The sequence below is a fragment of the Orbus hercynius genome (genome assembly GCF_003634275.1).
In the GTDB taxonomy this organism is placed as follows: Bacteria; Pseudomonadota; Gammaproteobacteria; order Enterobacterales; family Orbaceae; genus Orbus; species Orbus hercynius.
In genome coordinates, this window is sequence record NZ_RBWY01000001.1 from 133,039 (window position 1) to 153,595 (window position 20,557).

The window sequence follows — 20,557 nt, forward strand, 5'->3', positions numbered from 1 at the left end:
AATTAAAACTGATTTTGTCAAAATGGAATCCTGATGACACTACTTGAACAAGCGAATAATTGGCTAAGCTATCATGATCGAGATAAGGTATTTGCGTTATCAAATCGTAGTGGTTATTTAGAGCTGCTTAAAATTGATGAACCTAAATTAGGCGGAATTTATGTGGATTTTGTCAGTGGGGCAATGGCACATCGACGCCAATTTGGTGGTGGCCGCGGTGAAGCGGTAGCAAAAGCGGTTGGCGTAAAAGGCGATTATTTACCGGCTGTCATTGATGCAACGGCTGGATTAGGGCGCGATGCTTTTGTATTAGCGGCTATCGGTTGTCAAGTCACCATGTTTGAGCGTCATCCTGTTGTCGCGGCATTACTCGAGGATGGATTAAACCGCGCATATCAAGATGAAGCGATTGGTGATTGGTTGCAAGAGCGACTAGTTTTAACCTTTGATAATAGTGCTCAAGGTTTGTCATCTGTGATAATGAGGCCTGATGTGGTTTATCTCGATCCGATGTTTCCACATCGACAAAAAAGCGCATTAGTCAAAAAAGAGATGCGCGTTTTTCAGGAACTAGTCGGAAGCGATAATGATGCCGATGACTTATTAGCGATTGCCAGAAAAATCGTTAAAAAACGTGTTGTAGTTAAGCGTCCGGATTATGCGCAGTTTTTAGCTGAACAAAAACCCGTTTCTTCGATTAAAACCAAAAATCACCGTTTTGATATTTATGCCCCCCTTATTGAATAAATTATCCCTTGTATTTCTCGTTATTGATAAAAAAGTATTGGTTAATCGAATTTTTCCTTTAAAATAGCTAACATATATTACTTTTTATAAGTTAGTTGTTATGCGATTGGATAAATTTCTTTCCCACCATTTAGGTATTAGTCGAACCCTTGTTAATAAAGAGCTAAAAGCCTCAAATGTGACCGTTGATGACCAAGTGATTAAGTCTGGTGCTTACCAGATTAATGCTCAGCAAGTAATTAAGTACCAAGATAATATTATTGAACAAATTAATGGTAAGCGCTACTTTATGCTACATAAACCACAAGGTTATGTTTGTTCGACTGATGATCCCGATCATCCAACTGTATTGTATTTTCTTGATGAACCAATGGCAGAAAAACTACATGCTGCTGGCCGGCTGGATCTTGATACAACGGGCTTAGTTTTACTCACTGACGATGGACAGTGGTCGCATCGTATTACCTCACCGAAGTATCATTGCGAGAAAACGTACTTAGTTGAGTTAGAACAACCGTTAAGCGAAGATTTGATTGAGCAGTTTACTCAGGGAATTGCGCTAAAAGGTGAGTCTACCTTAACTAAGCCTGCCATACTTGAAATTATCGATGCACATCATGCCCGCTTAACGATTAGTGAAGGTCGTTATCACCAAGTTAAGCGCATGTTTGCAGCGGTAGGTAATCATGTTGTGGCTTTACACCGTCAACAAATTGGTGCGATTAATTTAGATATTGCTGAAGGTGAATATCGCCCTTTAACACAAGTTGAGGTCGACTCGCTTTAATCGAACATGTTGATCATTTATCGATTGAAAACGTTGATGTCAACTGGGGCAATATGCTAACTGTATTGCCCTTTAAAGGGGTGAACGTATAAACTTTATGCTATTTTCAATGCGTATAATATTCATTATGTGCCTTCTCATTTTCCCTATCTTTCGACGCCAATCAATGGCCTTGCTGATTTTAGGCTCAAATCAATATAACACTCATCTTTATATACACATCACATCGTTGTGAATATTTTCATATTTTATTGCTACTCAATCTCACTTGACTTAATAAATAAGTTGGCGAAATAACTATCATTTTTTGTTTTTTTGTGGTAAAAAGTGGAGAAAAGTGGTGTATAAATAGATAATATAATAACAATCTGATTTTTAACAATTTTATTTTTTTGTTAGAGTCAGCAAGGAAAACATAATCATGTTCAGTGGCGCAGTTTCAATCAATTTAGATAATAAAGGTCGATTAGCGATTCCAACTCGCTACCGTGACGTATTATCTGATGGATTAGTCTGCACTATCGGCCTTCATCACCCCTGCTTAATGTTGTATCCTACTGACGCGTGGCAACTCATTGAGCAAAAACTTGCAAAGTTATCTTCAATGATCGAAGTTGAGCGACGCATAGCTCGATTATTACTTGGCCATGCGAGTGAATGTCCAATGGATAATGCTGGACGAATTCTCATTCCCACAACGCTAAGACAGTACGCTAAACTTGAAAAAAGTACGATGTTTGTCGGGCAATCAAATAAATTTGAAATTTGGGATGAAACGTTATGGCATACACAAATTGTCGAAGATATTGCAGCTATTCCTGCTGATATTGGCGAACTATCAGAAAATCTTAAACATTTAACAATTTAGTGGTGAAAATGAATTACTTGCATCAAACTGTATTATTACATGAAGCCATAGATGGATTAGCGATAAAACCTGATGGTATTTATGTGGATGGTACTTTTGGGCGAGGTGGGCATTCAAAACTGATTCTTGAACAACTCGGTCCAACTGGCCGATTAATTGCCATTGATCGCGATACCAATGCGATAGAATCAGCAAAACAGATTAACGATTCTCGTTTTACGATGATTCATGGTCAATTTTCACAGGTTAAATCCTATATTGAAGCACTAGAGTTGGTCGGATGTATCGATGGTTTTTTGCTTGATTTAGGGGTGTCATCTCCACAACTCGATGATCCTGAACGTGGTTTTTCGTTTATGCGTGATGGGCCACTTGATATGCGAATGGATAGAAGCAAAGGAATGTCAGCGAGTGAATGGTTAATACAAAGCAGTGAGGATGATATTGCTTGGGTGCTTAAAACATTTGGCGAAGAGCGTTTTGCTAAACGTATCGCTAGAGCTATTGTGTTACAAAATCAACAGCAGCCTATGACCAGAACACTTGAATTAGCCAATCTTATCGCAAATGCAAGTCCAGTAAAAGAACGTCATAAACATCCAGCAACTCGAAGTTTTCAGGCAATTCGAATTTATATTAATAGTGAGCTTGAAGAAGTTGAATTAGCATTAAAAGAGAGTTTAGCAATATTAAAAGATAGCGGCCGATTAGCGGTGATTAGTTTTCACTCTTTAGAGGATCGCATTGTTAAGCAGTTTATGGCAAAGCAGAGTAAAGGACCAGAGATTCCGAGAGGGTTGCCGCTAACAGAGCAGCAAATAAAGCAATATGGTTCTTGTTCATTAAAGTCGTTAGGCAAAGTGAAGCCGTCTAAGGATGAAATTGATCATAATCCAAGATCGCGTAGTGCGATCTTACGTATTGCAGCTAGAGTCCGATGAATAATAGTAATGCAAAGACTAGGTTTAGTTTAGTTAAATTAATGATTGATGATTTTTTTAAACATCAAAAGTTATCGATGTTATTGGTTATTTTAATTATTGGATCAGCTTTTTCTGTCTTATTAGTCACTCAACAGACCCGAAAGCAGCTGTTTGAAAAAGAACAACTTATCTTAGAACGTGATGTACTTGAAAGTGAGTGGCGAAATTTAATTATTGAAGAGAATGTACTTGCCGAACCAAAGCGGATAGAACAAAAAGCAAATACGTTGGGTATGCAGTATGTATCATCCAAAAATGAGACTGTAATTGTTATAAAGAATAAATAATGAAATTAGCGAAGAAAAAACCAACAGAAAATAAATTTTTTGCTAAATGGCGATTTTATGTAGTTTATGGCGTCATTTTTGCGGCTGTTTTAGGTTTGGTGTGTAAGCTTGCTTTATTACAGTTAGTCGAACCAGAGCGATTGATTACCGAAGGTGATAAACGTTCAATCCGTTATCAAGATGTTGGCGTGCCAAGAGCGATGATTCTTGATCGTAATGGGCGAGCACTTGCGGTTAGTGTACCGATGTATGATGTATGGGCTGATCCTAAAATTGTTGCTCAAACTGGCGGTTTTGATGCCGCAGACGTGAGATGGCAGGAGTTAGCAAAAAGCCTTGCTATGTCGATAACGATGTTAGAACAAAAGTTGACGCAAAAAACGCTGCGTTTTGTTTATTTAGCTAAACAAATTACACCGACTAATGCGAATTATTTAAAAAAATTGAAATTATCAGGGATTCACTTTGATAAAACATCCAAGCGCTATTATCCAGCCGGCGAAAGTGTGGCGCAGTTAATTGGCTTAACTAATATCGATAATAATGTTGAAATTGGTTCAGATGGTATCGAAAAAAGCTATCATAAATGGCTGATTGGTGAATCAGGTCAGCGGGTGGTACGACGAGATCGCTTTGGTCGAGTGATTGAAGAGTTAGAGCGAGTGGATGGTGAAGCTGCTATTGATTTAGTGCTTAGCATTGATGAACGATTACAATCGCTCGTGTATAAAGAGTTGGCTCAAGCGGTTGAGTTTAATAAAGCCGATAGCGGTACTGCAGTATTGGTTGATATCAAAACAGGCGAGATTTTAGCGATGGCGAGTAATCCATCTTATAATCCTAATAATCGCTCTAAGATCAATCCTCGGTTATTACGTAATCCAGCAATAACTGATGCGTTTGAACCTGGCTCAACTGTAAAACCATTAGTTGTGATGGCCGCGCTTGAGAAAAAAATCGCTGATTTAAATACCGTAGTTGATACTAGGCCATTTTATGTCAATCGCTATGAAGTCAAGGATGTTTCATACCAAAAAGCACTTAATTTGGCGGGAATTTTAGAAAAATCGAGTAACGTTGGGGTGAGCCGCTTAGCGTTGCAAATGGAACCACGTGATTTAATCGAATTTTATGCTCGTTTTGGTTTAGGACAATCGACCTCATTAGGAATTAGTGGTGAGTCAAGTGGATCAATTGCGGCAAACCGAAAACGCTGGTCTGATATTGAAAGAGCGACTTATTCTTTTGGTTATGGATTAATGGTCACGCCATTACAATTAGCACGAGCATATGCAACTATTGGAAGTTATGGTGTCTATCGACCTGTATCGATTTTACGAGTCAATGAACCGGTAAAAGGTCAGCGAGTTGTCGATGAAAAAACCGCTAAAACGGTGGTACAGTTAATGGAAGCTGTAGCAGTTAGCGGGGGGGGAACAAAAGCATCAGTTCCGGGCTATAGTGTCGCGGTAAAAACGGGTACCGCCAAAAAATTAGGTGTCGATCATACGTATATTAATCAATATATTGCTTATACGGCAGGGATTGCACCCGCAACAAATCCAAGGTATTCATTGGTGGTGATTATTGATAATCCAAAATCAGGCCAATATTATGGTGGTACGGTATCTGCCCCTATTTTTAGCCGAATAATGGGTGGAACGTTAAGAACAATGAATATTAAACCAGATAAAGAATTAGATAATCAGATGATTATCTACTAAAAAATAAAATAATCGTAGAATGATGTTGGGATGAGAATAGTAATGGCTAATTATAGTTTAGAAAAGCTAATTAAATATTTTAACGCAAAGGTGCAATCAAAAGAAGCACATGCTATTTTTTCGTCTAAAAATTATGCCATTAACCAATTGAAGTTAGACAGCCGCCTCGTTAGTACTAATGATATATTTGTTGCTTTGAAAGGGCAATGTCGTGACGGTAAAGACTTTATTGCACAAGCCATAGACGCTGGCGCTATTGCGATTTTAGTTGAGACAAATCAGCATTCCGATGATGGTATAGTCACATATTATCAACCTAATAATCGCCCTTGTATACGAATTGATGTTTATCAGTTATCACAACGAATATCCGCATTTGCAGCTGAATTTTATGGCTACCCATCTGACAAAATGAGGGTTGTTGGAGTAACAGGCACGAATGGTAAAACCACTGTCACTCAGTTAATTGCTCAGTGGGCTGTCTTACTCGGCAAAAAATCAGCCGTACTTGGCACGATTGGTAATGGGGTTTTGGGTCAGCTTACTCCTTCAGCGAATACTACACCATCAAACGTTGATATTCAGCATTATTTAGCTGATTTTTTAGCAAATAAAGTTGATGTGGTGGCGATGGAAGTCTCATCCCATGGTTTAGCATTAGGGCGCGTTGAGGATGTGAGTTTTTCGGCTAGTGTTTTTACCAATTTAAGCCGTGATCATTTGGATTTTCATCATACAATGGCAAAATATGAAACGGCTAAATGGTCGTTATTCTCACCTGCAAAAACGGAATTAGCCGTTATATCATCAGGAAAAAGAATTATCAATTATGATGATACCGTTGGCAATGCATGGATAAATCGGCTTGATGATGTGATGGTGGTTTCTGCCAATCCAGATTATTTAATGCGAATTCGTCAGTTAGATAAACCTTATATCGCGGTGTCTTCTTTAGAGTACCATAATAAAGGTGTATCGATTCATTTTGATTCAAGCTTTGGTCATGGCACCTTAGAGAGTCGATTGTTCGGTGCTTTTAATGTGTCCAATTTATTGGTGTCATTTGCAACCTTGTTAGCTTTGGATTTTCCTTTTTCTCGTCTTGTTAATACGGCGTCTTATTTGTTACCGGTGACAGGTCGAATGGAAATATTTACAGGGGCAGGTAAACCAACAGCGATTGTTGATTATGCACATACACCTGATGCCTTAGATAAAGCACTTAGTGCCGCTAAAGAGCATTGCCATGGGCGGCTCTGGGTTATATTTGGCTGCGGCGGTGATCGCGATAACGGTAAACGTTCATTAATGGCCAAAGTAGCGCAGTCTTATACTGATAATATTATTGTGACTAATGATAATCCAAGAACTGAAGACCAAGATCAGATTATTGAGGATATTTTAAAGGGTTTTAGTCAAGGCTTGAGAGTCGAGGTGATTAAAGAGCGATATCAAGCGATTAAATGGGCAATGAAGCAGGCAAATGAAGATGATGTTATTTTAATCGCCGGTAAAGGTCATGAGGATTACCAAATTATTGGCGAGATAAAACATCACTATTCTGATCGTGAAGCCGTACAGCAATTATTAGGAATAGCAGAATGATAGCCATTTCAATTAAAGATTTGTTACAAGTCGTTGGTGGACAATGTGTTGCCGTGAATAATGATGATAAAATTATTACTGATATCACTATTGATTCAAGGAAAATGTCCAGCGGCGCATTATTTATTGCTTTAATGGGTGAAAAATTTGATGGACATGAGTTTGTTAAGCAAGCGGTTACCGAGGGGGCGAGCGTTGCTTTAGTTAGCCATCAAATTGATGATAAGACACCGCAAATTATTGTGCAAGATACTCACCTTGCATTAGGTCAAATTGCCACTTGGGTAAGGGAACATTCAACCGCAAAAGTTGTTGCTTTAACGGGATCATCAGGTAAAACATCAGTCAAAGAGATGACGGCAGCGATTTTATCTCAATGTGGTCAAACCCTATTTACTAAAGGTAATTTGAATAATGATATCGGTGTGCCTTTAACGCTATTCCAATTGACTGAACAAGATGAATTTGCCGTGATTGAGCTGGGCGCGAATCATATTGGCGAAATTGCTTATACAACACAAATGGTCAAACCCCATAGTGCATTGATTAATAATATTGCTCAGGCACACTTGGAAGGTTTTGGTTCGCTCGATGGCGTTGCAAAAGCAAAAAGTGAAATCTTTTTAGGGTTACCCATGCAGGGTATTGCCATTGTAAATTTAGATAGTTATCGTCAAAATTGGCTCGATGATTTAAATGATAAAAAAATTTATTCTTTTGCTTTACAAAATACAGATGCGGATTTTTATGCTCAAAATATTGTGCAAAGCGCAGGAACCGAATTTATTTTGCATACACCAATTGGCAAGGTTGTCATTCATTTACCATTATTGGGGCTACATAATGTTGCTAATGCCGTTGCATCTGCTGCTTTAGCCATTTCAGTAGGGGCTAATCTTGAGCAGATCAAAACGGGATTACAATCGGTAAAAGCGGTGAAAGGGCGACTATTTCCTATACCGTTAAACGATGATCAGCTGATTCTAGATGATTCTTATAATGCCAATATTGGCTCAATGACCGCTGCAATTGATGTTTTAGCGGGACAAAGAGGCTATAAAATTTTAGTGGTTGGCGATATGGCTGAGTTGGGAAACGATTCAGTGTATTTACATCAGCAAATTGGTGAAAAGGCCCATAATGCGAATTTAGATTGCGTTATTAGTGTGGGTGAAAATAGTGCTTTAATTAGTCAGTTTAGTGGTGTTGGGCATCATTTTCAGGACAAAAGTCAAGCGAGTATCTTTTTACGTCAAATATTACAAATGCAGCCAATTGCAACGGTATTGGTAAAAGGTTCTCGTAGTTCGAAGATGGAAGAAGTTATTCATAATATTAATCATTGTCAGGGTTAAACTATGTTATTTTTGTTATCCAGTTTTTTAGTTAAATATGTGACGTTTTTTAATGTATTTTCTTATGTCACGGTAAGATCAATTTTAGCGTTATTAACCGCGTTGATTATTTCGTTAGCCTTTGGGCAAAAGGTGATTGATTGGTTGCAAAAATTACAAATAGGCCAGGTCATCCGTAATGATGGTCCAGAAAGCCACTTGAGTAAAAAAGGGACACCGACGATGGGGGGAACGTTAATTTTAGCCTCTATTACAATCTCGGTTTTATTATGGGCTGATTTGAAGAATCCCTATGTATGGGTGACGCTATTTGTACTCATTGGTTATGGCATTGTTGGCTTTGTTGATGATTATCTGAAAGTGGTGCGCAAAAATACCGATGGTTTAATTGCGCGTTGGAAATACTTTTGGCAGTCATTGATTGCTTTAATTGTGGCATTTGGATTATATGCCTATGGTAAAGATACGTCAGTTACGGTTTTAGTGGTGCCTTTCTTTAAAGATGTGATGCCTCAGTTGGGGGTGTTCTTTATTTTGCTGACTTATTTTGTCGTTGTGGGCGCAGGCAATGCCGTTAATTTAACCGATGGTTTGGATGGATTGGCTATTGTGCCAACGATCATGGTTGCGGCGGGATTTGCGTTAGTTGCATGGGCAACAGGAACGGCGAGTTTTGCCGGCGGATCGGTTAGTTTTGCTCAGCACTTACATATTCCTTATATTCGCTATAGTGGTGAATTAATGATTATTTGCATGTCTATTGTTGGCGCGGGGCTAGGATTTTTATGGTTTAATACTTATCCCGCTATGGTATTTATGGGGGATGTTGGTTCACTTGCATTAGGGGGTGTACTCGGTATTATTGCGGTTTTATTACGACAAGAGTTTTTATTACTGATTATGGGTGGCATTTTTGTGATTGAAACGTTATCGGTGATTTTACAAGTTGGATCATTCAAATTACGCGGTAAACGTATTTTCCGCATGGCACCGATTCATCATCATTATGAATTAAAAGGTTGGCCAGAACCTAGAGTGATTGTTCGTTTTTGGATTATTTCACTGATGCTGGTACTAATCGGCTTAGTTACGTTGAAAATACGTTAAGTAAATGGAATGAATATGATCAATTATCGTGGAAAAAACATTGTTATTGTTGGGCTAGGTATCACAGGATTATCTTGTGTAAATTACTTTTTGACCAAAAATGTTATTCCAAAGGTCATTGATACACGTGTGAAGCCTGATGGTTTAGATCTGCTAGATTGCCGAGTACCTTATCACATTGGCAGCTTAAAACTTGATTGGTTGTTATCTGCTGATTTAATCGTTGCAAGTCCAGGTATTGCATTATCGACACCAGAGCTAGTAGAAGCACAACAACACGGTGTTGAGATTGTTGGTGATATTGAGCTTTTCTGTCGGGAAGTTAATCAGCATAGTGGTAAAAAAATAGCAGCGATTACTGGCTCAAATGGTAAAACCACCGTGACCACGTTAGTGGGTGAAATCGTTAAAGCTTCAGGTGCTAAAGTGGGTGTTGGCGGTAATATTGGTCAAGCTGCACTCAGTTTGTTAGATGAAGATTGCGATGTTTTTGTGTTAGAGCTTTCAAGCTTTCAACTTGAGACAACCTTTAGCTTACGCGCTACTGCTGCGACGATTTTAAATGTTTCAGAAGATCATATGGATCGCTACCCCGATGGCATTAAGCAATATACGGCGGCCAAGCAGCGCATTTATACCAATGCTAAACACTGCATTATTAACTATGATGATCAATTAACCTATCCAATTGATCCGTCTGAGCAGTCGAAGTGTATTGAGTTTGGTGTGGCAAATGGGCAATATCATTTAGATGATCTGCAGCAACATCTGGTCATTAATGATGTAGCAGTCCTAGAAACTCAACAAGCCCAGCTTATTGGATTACATAACTATCTGAATATTCTTGCTGCGTTAGCTATTACTGATGCATTAGATATTGCAAGAGAAAGTAGTTTAGCGGCGATAAAACACTTTCAAGGATTATCACATCGCTTTGAATTAGTATTTGAAAATAAAGGCGTTAAATGGATTAACGACTCTAAAGCCACTAATGTGGGAAGTACTGAAGCTGCTTTAAACAGTATCGTATGTCAGGGGACGTTATATCTTTTATTAGGTGGTGACGGAAAGTCGGCTGATTTTTCACCATTACTTCCTCATTTATTACGACAAAAACAGCTTGAGATTTATTGCTTTGGCCGAGATAAAGACTTGCTTGCGCGATTAAGACCAACGGTCACAACTAAAGTTAATACAATGCAAGAGGCTATATGCGCAATTGCTCAAAAAACGCAAGCGAATGATGTCGTGTTATTGTCTCCAGCATGTGCGAGTTTAGATCAATTTAAAAACTATATCGAACGCGGTAACAGCTTTGCAGCTTTAGCAAAGGAGCTTGGATAATGCGTAGACTCATTCGGATTAATACACAGGTCAATGCGCAAAGTATGTTATATGATCGTGCATTACTATGGACGGTAATTGGACTGATGATATTTGGTGTACTGATGGTCACGTCAGCATCAATGGCAATGAGCGAAAATCGTCCTTTTTTTTACACGCAACGTGAACTTGTTCAGTTAGGGCTAGCAATAACGGTTATGTTGATTGTTTTATATATTCCAATAGCTCGCTGGAAACAAGCTAGTATGCCACTATTGTTATTAACGATTATTTTATTGATTGTCGTGTTATTTACTGGTTCAGCAATAAAAGGTGCGTCTCGCTGGATTCCACTTGGGATATTTAATTTTCAGCCAGCAGAGTTATCTAAATTAGCGCTATTTTGTTATCTAGCGAGTTATTTAAAGCGTAAGTCAGACGAAGTTCAAAGTAGTTTTTGGGGCTTTTTTAAACCAATGACGGTTATGTTGGTTTTATCGTTATTACTATTAAAACAGCCCGATTTGGGCACGGTCATTGTTCTATTCTCGGTCACATTAGGTATTTTATTTATTGCTGGGGCCAGGTTGTGGCAATTTATAGCGATACTGGCAACCGGTATTTTTTCGGTTGTATTATTGATATTATTTGAGCCCTATCGCTTAACGCGTTTTACCACCTTCCTTGATCCTTGGAAAGATCCAACCGGATCGGGCTATCAATTGACTAGTTCTTTGATGGCAATTGGTAATGGTGGATTCTGGGGACAGGGGTTAGGTAATTCGGTACGAAAACTCGGTTATCTGCCCGAAGCTCACACGGATTTTATTTTTTCAATTATAGCAGAAGAGTTGGGCTATTTTGGTGTCATTATGATTTTGGCGTTGTTGTTTTTTTTGACATTTAAAGCATTATCTATTGGTTATCGTTCACTGAGCGTTGGTGCTCAGTTTTCCGGATATTTAGCCTGTCAAATCGGTATTTGGTTTGGTTTTCAAACGTTTGTAAATATTGGTGTAACATCGGGTATGTTACCAACTAAAGGATTAACGCTACCATTTATAAGTTATGGTGGATCGAGTCTAATTATAATGAGTGTCGCTGTGGCGTTATTACTTCGTATCGATTTTGAGTTTCGTCAAGAGCAGATCCAAGCCAGAGTAAGGGTAAAAAAATGATCAAAAAAATATTAATTATGGCAGGTGGAACCGGCGGCCATGTTTTTCCAGGACTTGCTGTCGCGCAGGAATTAATTCAACAAGGTTGGCAAGTTCGTTGGCTGGGAACAGCTGATCGAATGGAGGCTCAGTTAGTTCCTCAGCATGGTATCGACATTGATTTTATTACCATATCAGCAATTCGTGGCAAAGGTATATTGGCAAAATTGTTAGCACCAATACGGATTTTTAAAGCGGTAATACAAGCAAGAAAGATTATAAAAATTTATCAGCCTGATGTGGTCTTAGGTATGGGCGGATATGTTTCAGGTCCGGGTGGACTTGCGGCAAAACTTTGTGGCATACCCGTTGTTTTGCATGAGCAAAATGGCATAGCCGGCTTGACTAATCAATGGCTATCAAAAATAGCAACAGTGGTGTTGCAAGCATTTCCATCAGCTTTTAAGGATGCTAAGGTGGTTGGTAATCCGGTACGCACCGATATTTTATCACTCCCCTCACCACAAGAACGTTTTACTGAACATCAGGGTAAACTACGCATTTTAGTTATGGGTGGTAGCCAAGGTGCAAAAATATTAAATGAGGTTATCCCGGTTGCCTTCAAGCAAGTCGCTGATCGATTTGAGATTTGGCATCAAACCGGTAAAGGTTCGCAAGATAAGGTTTTATCTGCCTATGAAGGTATTGATATGACACATAATAAAGTTAGCGAGTTTATTGATGATGTGGCTGAAGCATATCGCTGGGCAGATCTTATTATTTGTCGTAGTGGGGCATTAACGGTCAGTGAAATTCAAGTTGTTGGACTCGGCGCTATTTTTGTTCCTTTTATGCATAAAGATCGGCAGCAATATTGGAATGCTAAGCTGCTGCAAGATATTGGTGCGGCACAAATTATTGAGCAGATACATTTTACTTCTGATAAATTAGTCACAATATTAACATCGCTTGATCGCAATCAATTGTTGAGTATGGCTAATAAAGCAAGCAGCCTTGCAATTAAAGATTCTGCGTTAGAAGTTGCACAAGCTATTAATGATTGTGTGACGCAACCTTAAAAACAATTAATAAGAACGATGATGAATGTAAATAAATTAGTAGCGTTAAGAACAATCATTCCTGAAATGAAACGAGTCAAACATATTCACTTTGTGGGAATCGGCGGTGCAGGAATGGGTGGAATCGCAGAAGTCCTTGCTAATGAAGGGTATGAAATTAGTGGTTCAGATATTGCTGAAAACACAGTCACTCAAAATTTATCTCACTTAGGGGCCCAAATTACTATTGGTCATAAAGCGGAAAATATTATTGGCGCTAGTGTGGTTGTTATTTCATCAGCGATTTCAAACGAAAATATTGAAGTGATGGCGGCAATTGAAGCCAGAATTCCCGTGATCCAGCGTGCTCAAATGCTCGCTGAGCTGATGCGTTTTCGTTATGGTATTGCCATTGCCGGCACGCATGGCAAAACAACAACAACCGCGATGGTGACAGCAATTTATGCGGAAGCAAAACTCGACCCGACATTTGTAAATGGTGGACTAGTTAAAGCCGCTGGCACACATGCAAGATTAGGTACTAGCCGTTACTTTATTGCGGAAGCTGATGAAAGTGATGCATCTTTTTTGCATTTACAACCGATGGTCTCAATTGTGACAAATATTGAAGCTGACCATATGGATACCTATCAAGGTAATCTTGATAATTTAAAACAAACATTTATTACGTTTTTACACAATTTACCATTTTATGGTCTAGCTATTATGTGTTTTGACGATCAGATTACGCGCGAATTGTTGCCAATTGTTGGACGGAAAATTATTAGTTATGGATTTGATGATGGTGCTGATGTAAAGATTAAACATTATCGACAAGTGCTTAATCGAAGTTATTTTACTGTCGTTAGGCCCGGATTAAGCGAATTAGATATTGAGCTTAATGCGCCAGGTAAGCATAATGCATTAAATGCAACTGCTGCATTGATTGCGGCAACAGAAGATGGTATTGATGATGCATCAATTCTTGCTGCATTGGCAAAATTTGGTGGCACAAATCGTCGTTTTGACTTTTTAGGTTCGTATGTTCATCCTAATGGTGGTGAAATCATGCTTGTTGATGATTATGGTCATCATCCAAGTGAAGTTAGCGTGACAATTCAAGCGGCTCGAAATGGTTGGTCAGAAAAACGATTAGCTATGCTATTTCAGCCTCATCGTTATACGCGAACCCGTGACTTGTTTGATGACTTTGCAAATGTTTTATCGCAAGTAGATGTATTAATTATGCTCGATGTTTACTCAGCAGGTGAACAACCTATTGCTGGAGCGGATAGTCGGGCATTATGCCGAACGATTCGTAATCGAGGTAAAGTTGATCCTATATATGTATCTGATCCTAATACATTACCTCAGGTATTATCCGAAGTATTAAAGGGCGGAGATTTATTATTAACTCAAGGTGCAGGTAGCGTTGGCAAGATTGCTAGCCATTTATCGAAAATGGGGTTATTTGCACAAGAATCATTATTAGAAGGTAATCAATAATGGCGGATAAAGTTGCTGTATTGCTAGGTGGAACTTCTGCTGAGCGTGAAGTTTCGCTAAAATCAGGGAATGCTGTTTTAAATGGGTTATTAGCAAAAGGTATTAATGCTCATGCTATTGATACAAGTACATACCCAATTACACAATTAAAAAAAGATGGTTTTACCAAAGCCTTCATTGCACTGCATGGTCGGGGTGGTGAAGATGGTATTACGCAAGCGATTTTAACCTACCAAAATATTCCTTATACTGGTAGTGATGTTTTATCTTCAGCATTGACGATGGATAAGCTAAAAACCAAGTTAATTTGGAAGTCATCTAATTTACCGGTTGCTGATTATGTGATGTTAGAGAAAGGCCAAGCGGTTTGTTGTGAGACGATCGTGAAACAATTGGGTTTGCCATTATTTGTAAAACCTAGCCATGAAGGCTCAAGTGTTGGAATGAGTCGCGTCGATAAAGTAACTGATTTACAATCTGCGCTTGATCATGCTTTTAAATTTGATAGTTCTATCATGGTAGAAGCATTCTTAGCGGGCGCTGAATACACGGTCGCTATTGTCGGTGATGAGGTTTTACCGACAATAAAAATTCAACCTGCAACGACATTTTATGATTATGATGCAAAGTATCTTTCTGATAAAACACAATATTTTTGTCCAAGTGGTCTTGATCAACACAATGAAATGGCATTAAGAGAATTGGCGTGGAAGGCCTATCAAGCGGTAGGTTGCCGTGGTTGGGGGAGAGTTGATATCATGTTTGGCAAAGATGGTCAGCCTTATTTATTAGAGGTTAACACCGCGCCAGGTATGACCGACCATAGTCTTGTGCCGATGGCAGCAAAGCAACAGGGTTGGTCTTTTAGTGATTTAGTTTATACAATTTTAACTTTAGCAACAGTTTAAAGTTAGTTAAATTCCAAGTAATCGTTAGAAAAAATTAACATGAAAAAAACACGACAAGCCGCACAACGAAAAGAGAGCCATAAAAAGGTCATATTCGTGTTTGCCAATAGAGAGCAGTTGGTTGGTTTTGTGTTTTTCATCATCGTATTATTATTTGGATTTTGGACTGTTTTAACCGTAACGCGTTGGGTGGATAACCCTGAGCGAGTAATCTTATCGCAATTAACGTTAACGGGCGATCATGCTTTTACAACCGAAGATGATATTCGTCGGGCGATATTAGGTTTAGGGTTACCTAATACTTATATTGCGCAAGATGTTGATGATATTCAACAAGAAATTATGCGACTACCTTGGATTAAACAAGTGAGTGTGCGCAAGCAGTGGCCAGATCGATTAATTGTTCATCTTGTTGAGTATAAGCCGTGTTATTTTTGGAATGAAGTGTTTTTATTAGATGAAGATGGTGTGCTATTTAGCGTACCAAAAGATCGTCTTAATAACGACTTAATTCCGAGACTATCGGGTCCTATTGGTAAAGAAAAACTAGTTTTGGCAACATTTCGTCGACTGGATGAAATATCTAAGGAATCTGTTAATCGTTCACTAACATTATCGATTCTTGATGCTAGTGCGGATGATAGAAATGCTTGGACCTTGATAGTTCGGCCTTGTGTAAATGGTTTTTGTGTGGATGATCAAAACATTGAATTAAAGTTGGGTAGAGAAAAAATGGTTGAACGTTATCGACGTTTTATTCATTTTTTGTCAGATATTCAGGCTGGATTACCAGATGGTGAAAGGGTTGTGGCGGTTGATTTACGCTATGAGAATGGTATTTCAGTAAAAAAACAAAAAATTGAGAAATAATTAGGAATTGAAGTATGAAAGCAACAGATAAAAAGTTAGTCGTTGGACTGGAAGTTGGTACATCCAAGGTACTTGCGCTTGTTGGAGAAGTACTTCCAGATGGTATTGTTAATATAATAGGTGTCGGTCACTGTCCTTCTAAGGGTGTTGATAAGGGCGGTGTTAATGATCTTGAGTCTGTGGTTAAATCTATCCAGCGTGCTGTTGATCAAGCTGAGTTGATGGCCGATTGCCAGATATCATCTGTCTATTTAGCGCTGTCAGGTAAACATATACGTTGTCAAAATGAAATTGGTATGGTGCCAATTGCTGCTGAAGAGGTCAGTGTCGATGATGTTGAAAACGTTGTCCACACTGCTAAATCGGTCAGAATATTAGACGAACATCGTATTTTACATGTTATTGCTCAAGAATATTCTATTGATTTACAAGAAGGGATCAAAAACCCAATTGGCTTATCTGGCGTACGAATGAAGTCTAAAGTTCATCTCATCACTTGTCATAATGATATGGCAAAAAATATCGTCAAAGCGGTTGAACGGTGTGGACTAAAAGTTGATCAGTTAATTTTCTCTGGGCTGGCATCAAGCTATGCGGTATTAACTGACGATGAAAAAGAGTTAGGTGCTTGCGTGATTGATATCGGTGGTGGAACCATGGACATTTCAGTGTATACAGGAGGTGCGTTACGCCACTCTGTTGTGATTCCTTATGCAGGTAATGTAGTGACTAGTGATATCGCTTATGCATTTGGTACGCCACCTATGGATGCTGAAAATATTAAAATTAAATATGGCTGTGCAACCGGCGCGCTTGTTGGTAAAGATGAAGTAATTGATGTACCCAGTGTGGGTGGGCGCCCTTCTCGAACGCTTCAAAGGCAAACACTTGCTGATGTGATTGAACCACGTTACACCGAATTATTATCGCTTGTACAAAAAGAACTGGCAACCTTGCAAGAGGGGCTGAAACAGCAAAATGTTAAACACCAACTGGCAGCAGGTATTGTATTAACTGGTGGGGCTTCACAGATTAAAGGTTTGGTCGAATGTGCTGAGAAAGTATTCCATAATCAGGTTAGAATCGGTTACCCACTGAATATTTCAGGCTTAACCGATTATGTACAAAAGCCTTATTGCTCAACAACAGTTGGATTATTGCATTATGGTAAGCAAAGCATTTTAAATGATGATGATCGCGTGAAAGATAAGGCATCAATAAAGGGATTAGCTAAACGTGTAACCGGTTGGTTTAAAAAAGAGTTTTAGCTAAATTTATAATAATTCATTCATTAACTGCGTGACTTTACGGATGCTTATCTGTACAATATTAGCTAAGCGTTGTAGAGATGCAGATAATGTCAATTTGGAGAGTAATTATGTTTGAACCGATGGTTGCATCAAATGAACCAGTAATTAAAGTTATCGGTGTCGGTGGTGGAGGCGGTAACGCTGTTGAGCACATGGTCGCTGAGCACATTGAAGGCGTCGAGTTTTTTGCTGCGAATACAGATGCACAGGCATTAAGACGAATTAGAGTAGGTCAAACAATCCAAATCGGTAGTAACGTTACTAAAGGTTTAGGTGCTGGTGCTAATCCAGAAGTCGGAAAAACGTCTGCACAAGAGGATCGAGAGATTATTCGTACTGCACTGGAAGGTGCTGATATGGTGTTCATTGCTGCCGGTATGGGTGGTGGTACAGGTACGGGTGCTGCGCCAGTTGTTGCTGAAATTGCAAAAGAACTCGGTATTTTGACCGTTGCTGTTGTCACAAAACCATTCGGTTTTGAAGGCAAAAAAAGAATGGCTTTTGCTGAGCAAGGTATTACTGAATTGGCGAAACATGTTGATTCGTTAATTACAATTCCAAACGATAAATTACTTAAAGTATTGGGCCGTGGCGTGACTTTACTTAATGCTTTCTCAGCCGCTAATGGCGTATTGATGGGCGCCGTGCAAGGTATTGCCGAGTTGATTACTAAGCCTGGTATTATTAATGTTGACTTTGCCGATGTAAGAACTGTCATGTCTGAAATGGGATATGCGATGATGGGTTCGGGTAAAGCATCAGGTGATAATCGAGCCGAAGAAGCTGCTGAAATGGCGATTTCAAGTCCACTACTCGAAGATATTGATTTATCTGGAGCGAGAGGGGTGCTTGTCAATGTAACTGCCGGTTTTGATCTCAGCTTGGAAGAGTTTGATACTGTTGGTCGTACTGTGCAAGCATTTGCATCTGATAATGCAACAGTTGTTGTGGGATCAACTATTGACCCGGAAATGAGTGATGAAATACGAGTGACTGTTGTTGCAACTGGGATTGGTATGGATAAAAGGCCAGAAGTTAAAATGGCACAATCTATTGCTCCTCGTCAGAGTTATCATCAAGCAGCGGCGCCGGTTCAAGCAGAAGTGAAACCTGCGCAAGTTGTTAATGATCAACCTGTCGCTACTGCGAGCAAAGAAGATTATCTTGATATTCCTGCTTTTTTACGTAAACAAGCTGACTAATTGGAACTTATGACGTATTTTATTGTCATAACTATGTATAAGATAAATCGTTATTAGATAATGATAGGTGCAAGAGTGAAACAAAGAACATTAAAACAGAAAATTCAGGCAACGGGAGTGGGCTTACATACAGGTAAGAAGGTCACGTTAACGTTACGTCCTGCACCTGAAAATACCGGTATTATCTATCGTAGAATGGATTTAGATCCCGCTGTCGATTTCCCTGTTAATGCAAAATCAGTACGTGATACGATGCTTTGTACATGTTTAGTTAATGAGAATAACGTTAGGATTTCGACTGTTGAGCATATCAATGCTGCATTAGCCGGTTTAGGCATTGATAACATTATTATCGAAGTGGATGCGCCAGAAATTCCAATTATGGATGGTAGTGCAAGTCCTTTTATCTATTTATTACTTGACGCGGGTATTGCTGAGCAAGGCGCGAATAAAAAATTCTTACGAGTGAAAGAAACCGTGAGAGTCGAAATCGGTGATAAGTGGGCTGAAATACGGCCGTATAGTGGTTTCAAATTGGATTTTACCATTGATTTTAATCACCCAGCGATTGATAGTAGTTCACAGCGTTATCAGATGGATTTTTCATCGGAATCTTTCATTAGACAGATTAGCCGTGCAAGAACCTTTGGCTTTATGCGTGATATTGAAATGTTGCAATCAAAAGGTTTATGTTTAGGCGGAAGTCTTGATTGTGCAATCGTAGTTGATGATTATCGTGTATTAAATGAAGATGGTTTACGGTTTGAAGATGAATTTGTACGCCATAAAATGCTTGATACCATCGGAGATCTTTATATGTGTGGACATAACATGCTTGCAGAAGTGGTATGTTATAAATCAGGCCATGCATTAAATAATCAGTTGTTACAAGCATTATTAGCGAAACAGAGTGCATGGGAATTTGTCACATTTGATGATACTGAATCGGTTCCTGTTGCTTTAGGTGATCAATCTCTCGTTTTAGCTTAACCTACAGTTACATCATACAAATTGAACGCTTTCATCTAATCGTGAAAGCGTTTTTTATTTTCCATAAAAACATTACTTAAATTTGATTAATTATGAAAACAAGCCATTTTTTTGCTCATCTTTCTCGGTTAAAATTGATTAACCGTTGGCCCTTAATGCGTAATGTTAGAATAGAAAATGTTTCTGAACATAGTTTACAAGTTGCTTTTGTTGCTCATGCTCTTGCTATTATTAAAAATCGCAAATTTAATGGTCAACTTAATCCTGAGCGGATTGCCTTAATGGCAATGTATCATGATGTGTCAGAAGTATTAACGGGCGATATGCCAACTCCAACTAAATACTATAATCCGCAAATCACAATTGAATACAAAAAAATTGAAAAAATTGCTCAAAATAAATTGATCAATATGCTACCAGCCGAATTTCAAGACGACTTTAGAGCATTGATCGATGATGATTTTTATAGTGAAGATGAAAAAAATATTGTTAAGCAAGCTGATGCATTGTGCGCTTACTTAAAAACGATTGAAGAGTTAAGTGCTGGCAATAATGAGTTTAAATTGGCAGAGCAACGGTTGAAGAAAACACTATCACAACGAGAAAGTGCTGAAATGGATTATTTTCTTGAGGTATTTGTACCGAGTTTTAGTCTATCATTAGATGAAATTACTTTAGAAGAATAATTTTTATTTTAGTGATTATTATCAGCTATATTTTGTTATAAAATTATTTTATTCGGACTATATTGTGTTTTTATTTTCTAAGGT

The 20,557-nt window shown here is 38.7% G+C and carries 19 protein-coding genes; all 19 read left to right on the top strand.

Annotated features, from left to right (window positions below; all coding sequences use genetic code 11):
- The first annotated feature begins 33 nt into the window (after positions 1 to 33).
- The 19 genes from DES39_RS00700 to yfbR all read left to right on the top strand — a co-directional run bounded on the left by DES39_RS00700 (position 34) and on the right by yfbR (position 20,473).
- A complete protein-coding gene (locus tag DES39_RS00700) occupies positions 34 to 747 on the top strand; it encodes a class I SAM-dependent methyltransferase (RefSeq protein ID WP_121143857.1) in 714 nt (237 codons plus the stop codon).
- 100 nt (positions 748 to 847) lie between these two features.
- Entirely contained in the window at positions 848 to 1,534 is a 687-nt protein-coding gene (gene rsuA / locus DES39_RS00705; protein ID WP_121143858.1) for a 16S rRNA pseudouridine(516) synthase RsuA, read from the top strand.
- 421 nt (positions 1,535 to 1,955) lie between these two features.
- Entirely contained in the window at positions 1,956 to 2,402 is a 447-nt protein-coding gene (gene mraZ / locus DES39_RS00710; protein ID WP_121143859.1) for a division/cell wall cluster transcriptional repressor MraZ, read from the top strand.
- 8 nt (positions 2,403 to 2,410) lie between these two features.
- Positions 2,411 to 3,343, top strand: a complete 933-nt coding sequence (gene rsmH / locus DES39_RS00715) for a 16S rRNA (cytosine(1402)-N(4))-methyltransferase RsmH (protein WP_121143860.1) — start codon at positions 2,411 to 2,413, stop codon at positions 3,341 to 3,343.
- Entirely contained in the window at positions 3,340 to 3,672 is a 333-nt protein-coding gene (ftsL, locus tag DES39_RS00720; protein WP_121143861.1) for a cell division protein FtsL, read from the top strand. The genes rsmH and ftsL overlap by 4 nt, the downstream gene beginning before the upstream one ends.
- Positions 3,672 to 5,396 carry a peptidoglycan glycosyltransferase FtsI gene (ftsI, locus tag DES39_RS00725; protein ID WP_121143862.1) on the top strand — a complete coding sequence of 575 codons (1,725 nt, stop codon included), beginning with the start codon at positions 3,672 to 3,674 and terminating at the stop codon, positions 5,394 to 5,396. Before ftsL ends, ftsI begins: the two co-directional genes overlap by 1 nt.
- Before the next feature lie 42 nt (positions 5,397 to 5,438).
- Positions 5,439 to 7,001, top strand: coding sequence for a UDP-N-acetylmuramoyl-L-alanyl-D-glutamate--2,6-diaminopimelate ligase (gene murE, locus DES39_RS00730; RefSeq protein WP_121143863.1), 1,563 nt, complete (start codon positions 5,439 to 5,441; stop codon positions 6,999 to 7,001).
- Positions 6,998 to 8,356 (top strand): UDP-N-acetylmuramoyl-tripeptide--D-alanyl-D-alanine ligase, encoded by a 1,359-nt coding sequence (murF, locus tag DES39_RS00735; RefSeq protein WP_121143864.1) that lies wholly within the window; start codon positions 6,998 to 7,000, stop codon positions 8,354 to 8,356. The genes murE and murF overlap by 4 nt, the downstream gene beginning before the upstream one ends.
- A 3-nt stretch (positions 8,357 to 8,359) precedes the next feature.
- The gene (gene mraY / locus DES39_RS00740; protein ID WP_121143865.1) at positions 8,360 to 9,463 is read left to right on the top strand and encodes a phospho-N-acetylmuramoyl-pentapeptide-transferase; all 1,104 of its coding nucleotides are present in this window, start codon (positions 8,360 to 8,362) and stop codon (positions 9,461 to 9,463) included.
- 15 nt (positions 9,464 to 9,478) lie between these two features.
- Positions 9,479 to 10,807, top strand: coding sequence for a UDP-N-acetylmuramoyl-L-alanine--D-glutamate ligase (gene murD / locus DES39_RS00745; RefSeq protein ID WP_121143866.1), 1,329 nt, complete (start codon positions 9,479 to 9,481; stop codon positions 10,805 to 10,807).
- Positions 10,807 to 11,964 carry a cell division protein FtsW gene (ftsW, locus tag DES39_RS00750; protein ID WP_121143867.1) on the top strand — a complete coding sequence of 386 codons (1,158 nt, stop codon included), beginning with the start codon at positions 10,807 to 10,809 and terminating at the stop codon, positions 11,962 to 11,964. Before murD ends, ftsW begins: the two co-directional genes overlap by 1 nt.
- Complete coding sequence (murG, locus tag DES39_RS00755; protein ID WP_121143868.1) at positions 11,961 to 13,022, top strand: undecaprenyldiphospho-muramoylpentapeptide beta-N-acetylglucosaminyltransferase; 1,062 nt, start codon at positions 11,961 to 11,963, stop codon at positions 13,020 to 13,022. The genes ftsW and murG overlap by 4 nt, the downstream gene beginning before the upstream one ends.
- 21 nt (positions 13,023 to 13,043) lie before the next feature.
- Positions 13,044 to 14,507 (top strand): UDP-N-acetylmuramate--L-alanine ligase, encoded by a 1,464-nt coding sequence (gene murC / locus DES39_RS00760; protein WP_121143869.1) that lies wholly within the window; start codon positions 13,044 to 13,046, stop codon positions 14,505 to 14,507.
- Positions 14,507 to 15,415 (top strand): D-alanine--D-alanine ligase, encoded by a 909-nt coding sequence (locus tag DES39_RS00765; RefSeq protein WP_121143870.1) that lies wholly within the window; start codon positions 14,507 to 14,509, stop codon positions 15,413 to 15,415. Before murC ends, DES39_RS00765 begins: the two co-directional genes overlap by 1 nt.
- Before the next feature lie 39 nt (positions 15,416 to 15,454).
- Entirely contained in the window at positions 15,455 to 16,285 is an 831-nt protein-coding gene (locus DES39_RS00770; protein ID WP_121143871.1) for a cell division protein FtsQ/DivIB, read from the top strand.
- 14 nt (positions 16,286 to 16,299) lie between these two features.
- Complete coding sequence (ftsA, locus tag DES39_RS00775) at positions 16,300 to 17,553, top strand: cell division protein FtsA (RefSeq protein ID WP_121143872.1); 1,254 nt, start codon at positions 16,300 to 16,302, stop codon at positions 17,551 to 17,553.
- A gap of 110 nt (positions 17,554 to 17,663) precedes the next feature.
- Positions 17,664 to 18,797, top strand: a complete 1,134-nt coding sequence (ftsZ, locus tag DES39_RS00780) for a cell division protein FtsZ (RefSeq protein WP_121143873.1) — start codon at positions 17,664 to 17,666, stop codon at positions 18,795 to 18,797.
- A gap of 60 nt (positions 18,798 to 18,857) precedes the next feature.
- Positions 18,858 to 19,787: a UDP-3-O-acyl-N-acetylglucosamine deacetylase gene (gene lpxC, locus DES39_RS00785; RefSeq protein WP_121143874.1), complete on the top strand. Its 930-nt coding sequence runs from the start codon at positions 18,858 to 18,860 to the stop codon at positions 19,785 to 19,787.
- Positions 19,788 to 19,879: 92 nt separating this feature from the next.
- Entirely contained in the window at positions 19,880 to 20,473 is a 594-nt protein-coding gene (gene yfbR / locus DES39_RS00790) for a 5'-deoxynucleotidase (protein WP_121143875.1), read from the top strand.
- Positions 20,474 to 20,557: the final 84 nt, after the last annotated feature.

What these genes read in the sequence shown, in the direction of transcription:
- DES39_RS00700 (WP_121143857.1), top strand. Translation starts at nt 34, where the DNA reads ATGACACTACTTGAACAAGCGAATAATTGGCTAAGCTATCATGATCGA.
- rsuA (WP_121143858.1), top strand. Translation starts at nt 848, where the DNA reads ATGCGATTGGATAAATTTCTTTCCCACCATTTAGGTATTAGTCGAACC.
- mraZ (WP_121143859.1), top strand. Translation starts at nt 1,956, where the DNA reads ATGTTCAGTGGCGCAGTTTCAATCAATTTAGATAATAAAGGTCGATTA.
- rsmH (WP_121143860.1), top strand. Translation starts at nt 2,411, where the DNA reads ATGAATTACTTGCATCAAACTGTATTATTACATGAAGCCATAGATGGA.
- ftsL (WP_121143861.1), top strand. Translation starts at nt 3,340, where the DNA reads ATGAATAATAGTAATGCAAAGACTAGGTTTAGTTTAGTTAAATTAATG.
- ftsI (WP_121143862.1), top strand. Translation starts at nt 3,672, where the DNA reads ATGAAATTAGCGAAGAAAAAACCAACAGAAAATAAATTTTTTGCTAAA.
- murE (WP_121143863.1), top strand. Translation starts at nt 5,439, where the DNA reads ATGGCTAATTATAGTTTAGAAAAGCTAATTAAATATTTTAACGCAAAG.
- murF (WP_121143864.1), top strand. Translation starts at nt 6,998, where the DNA reads ATGATAGCCATTTCAATTAAAGATTTGTTACAAGTCGTTGGTGGACAA.
- mraY (WP_121143865.1), top strand. Translation starts at nt 8,360, where the DNA reads ATGTTATTTTTGTTATCCAGTTTTTTAGTTAAATATGTGACGTTTTTT.
- murD (WP_121143866.1), top strand. Translation starts at nt 9,479, where the DNA reads ATGATCAATTATCGTGGAAAAAACATTGTTATTGTTGGGCTAGGTATC.
- ftsW (WP_121143867.1), top strand. Translation starts at nt 10,807, where the DNA reads ATGCGTAGACTCATTCGGATTAATACACAGGTCAATGCGCAAAGTATG.
- murG (WP_121143868.1), top strand. Translation starts at nt 11,961, where the DNA reads ATGATCAAAAAAATATTAATTATGGCAGGTGGAACCGGCGGCCATGTT.
- murC (WP_121143869.1), top strand. Translation starts at nt 13,044, where the DNA reads ATGAATGTAAATAAATTAGTAGCGTTAAGAACAATCATTCCTGAAATG.
- DES39_RS00765 (WP_121143870.1), top strand. Translation starts at nt 14,507, where the DNA reads ATGGCGGATAAAGTTGCTGTATTGCTAGGTGGAACTTCTGCTGAGCGT.
- DES39_RS00770 (WP_121143871.1), top strand. Translation starts at nt 15,455, where the DNA reads ATGAAAAAAACACGACAAGCCGCACAACGAAAAGAGAGCCATAAAAAG.
- ftsA (WP_121143872.1), top strand. Translation starts at nt 16,300, where the DNA reads ATGAAAGCAACAGATAAAAAGTTAGTCGTTGGACTGGAAGTTGGTACA.
- ftsZ (WP_121143873.1), top strand. Translation starts at nt 17,664, where the DNA reads ATGTTTGAACCGATGGTTGCATCAAATGAACCAGTAATTAAAGTTATC.
- lpxC (WP_121143874.1), top strand. Translation starts at nt 18,858, where the DNA reads ATGATAGGTGCAAGAGTGAAACAAAGAACATTAAAACAGAAAATTCAG.
- yfbR (WP_121143875.1), top strand. Translation starts at nt 19,880, where the DNA reads ATGAAAACAAGCCATTTTTTTGCTCATCTTTCTCGGTTAAAATTGATT.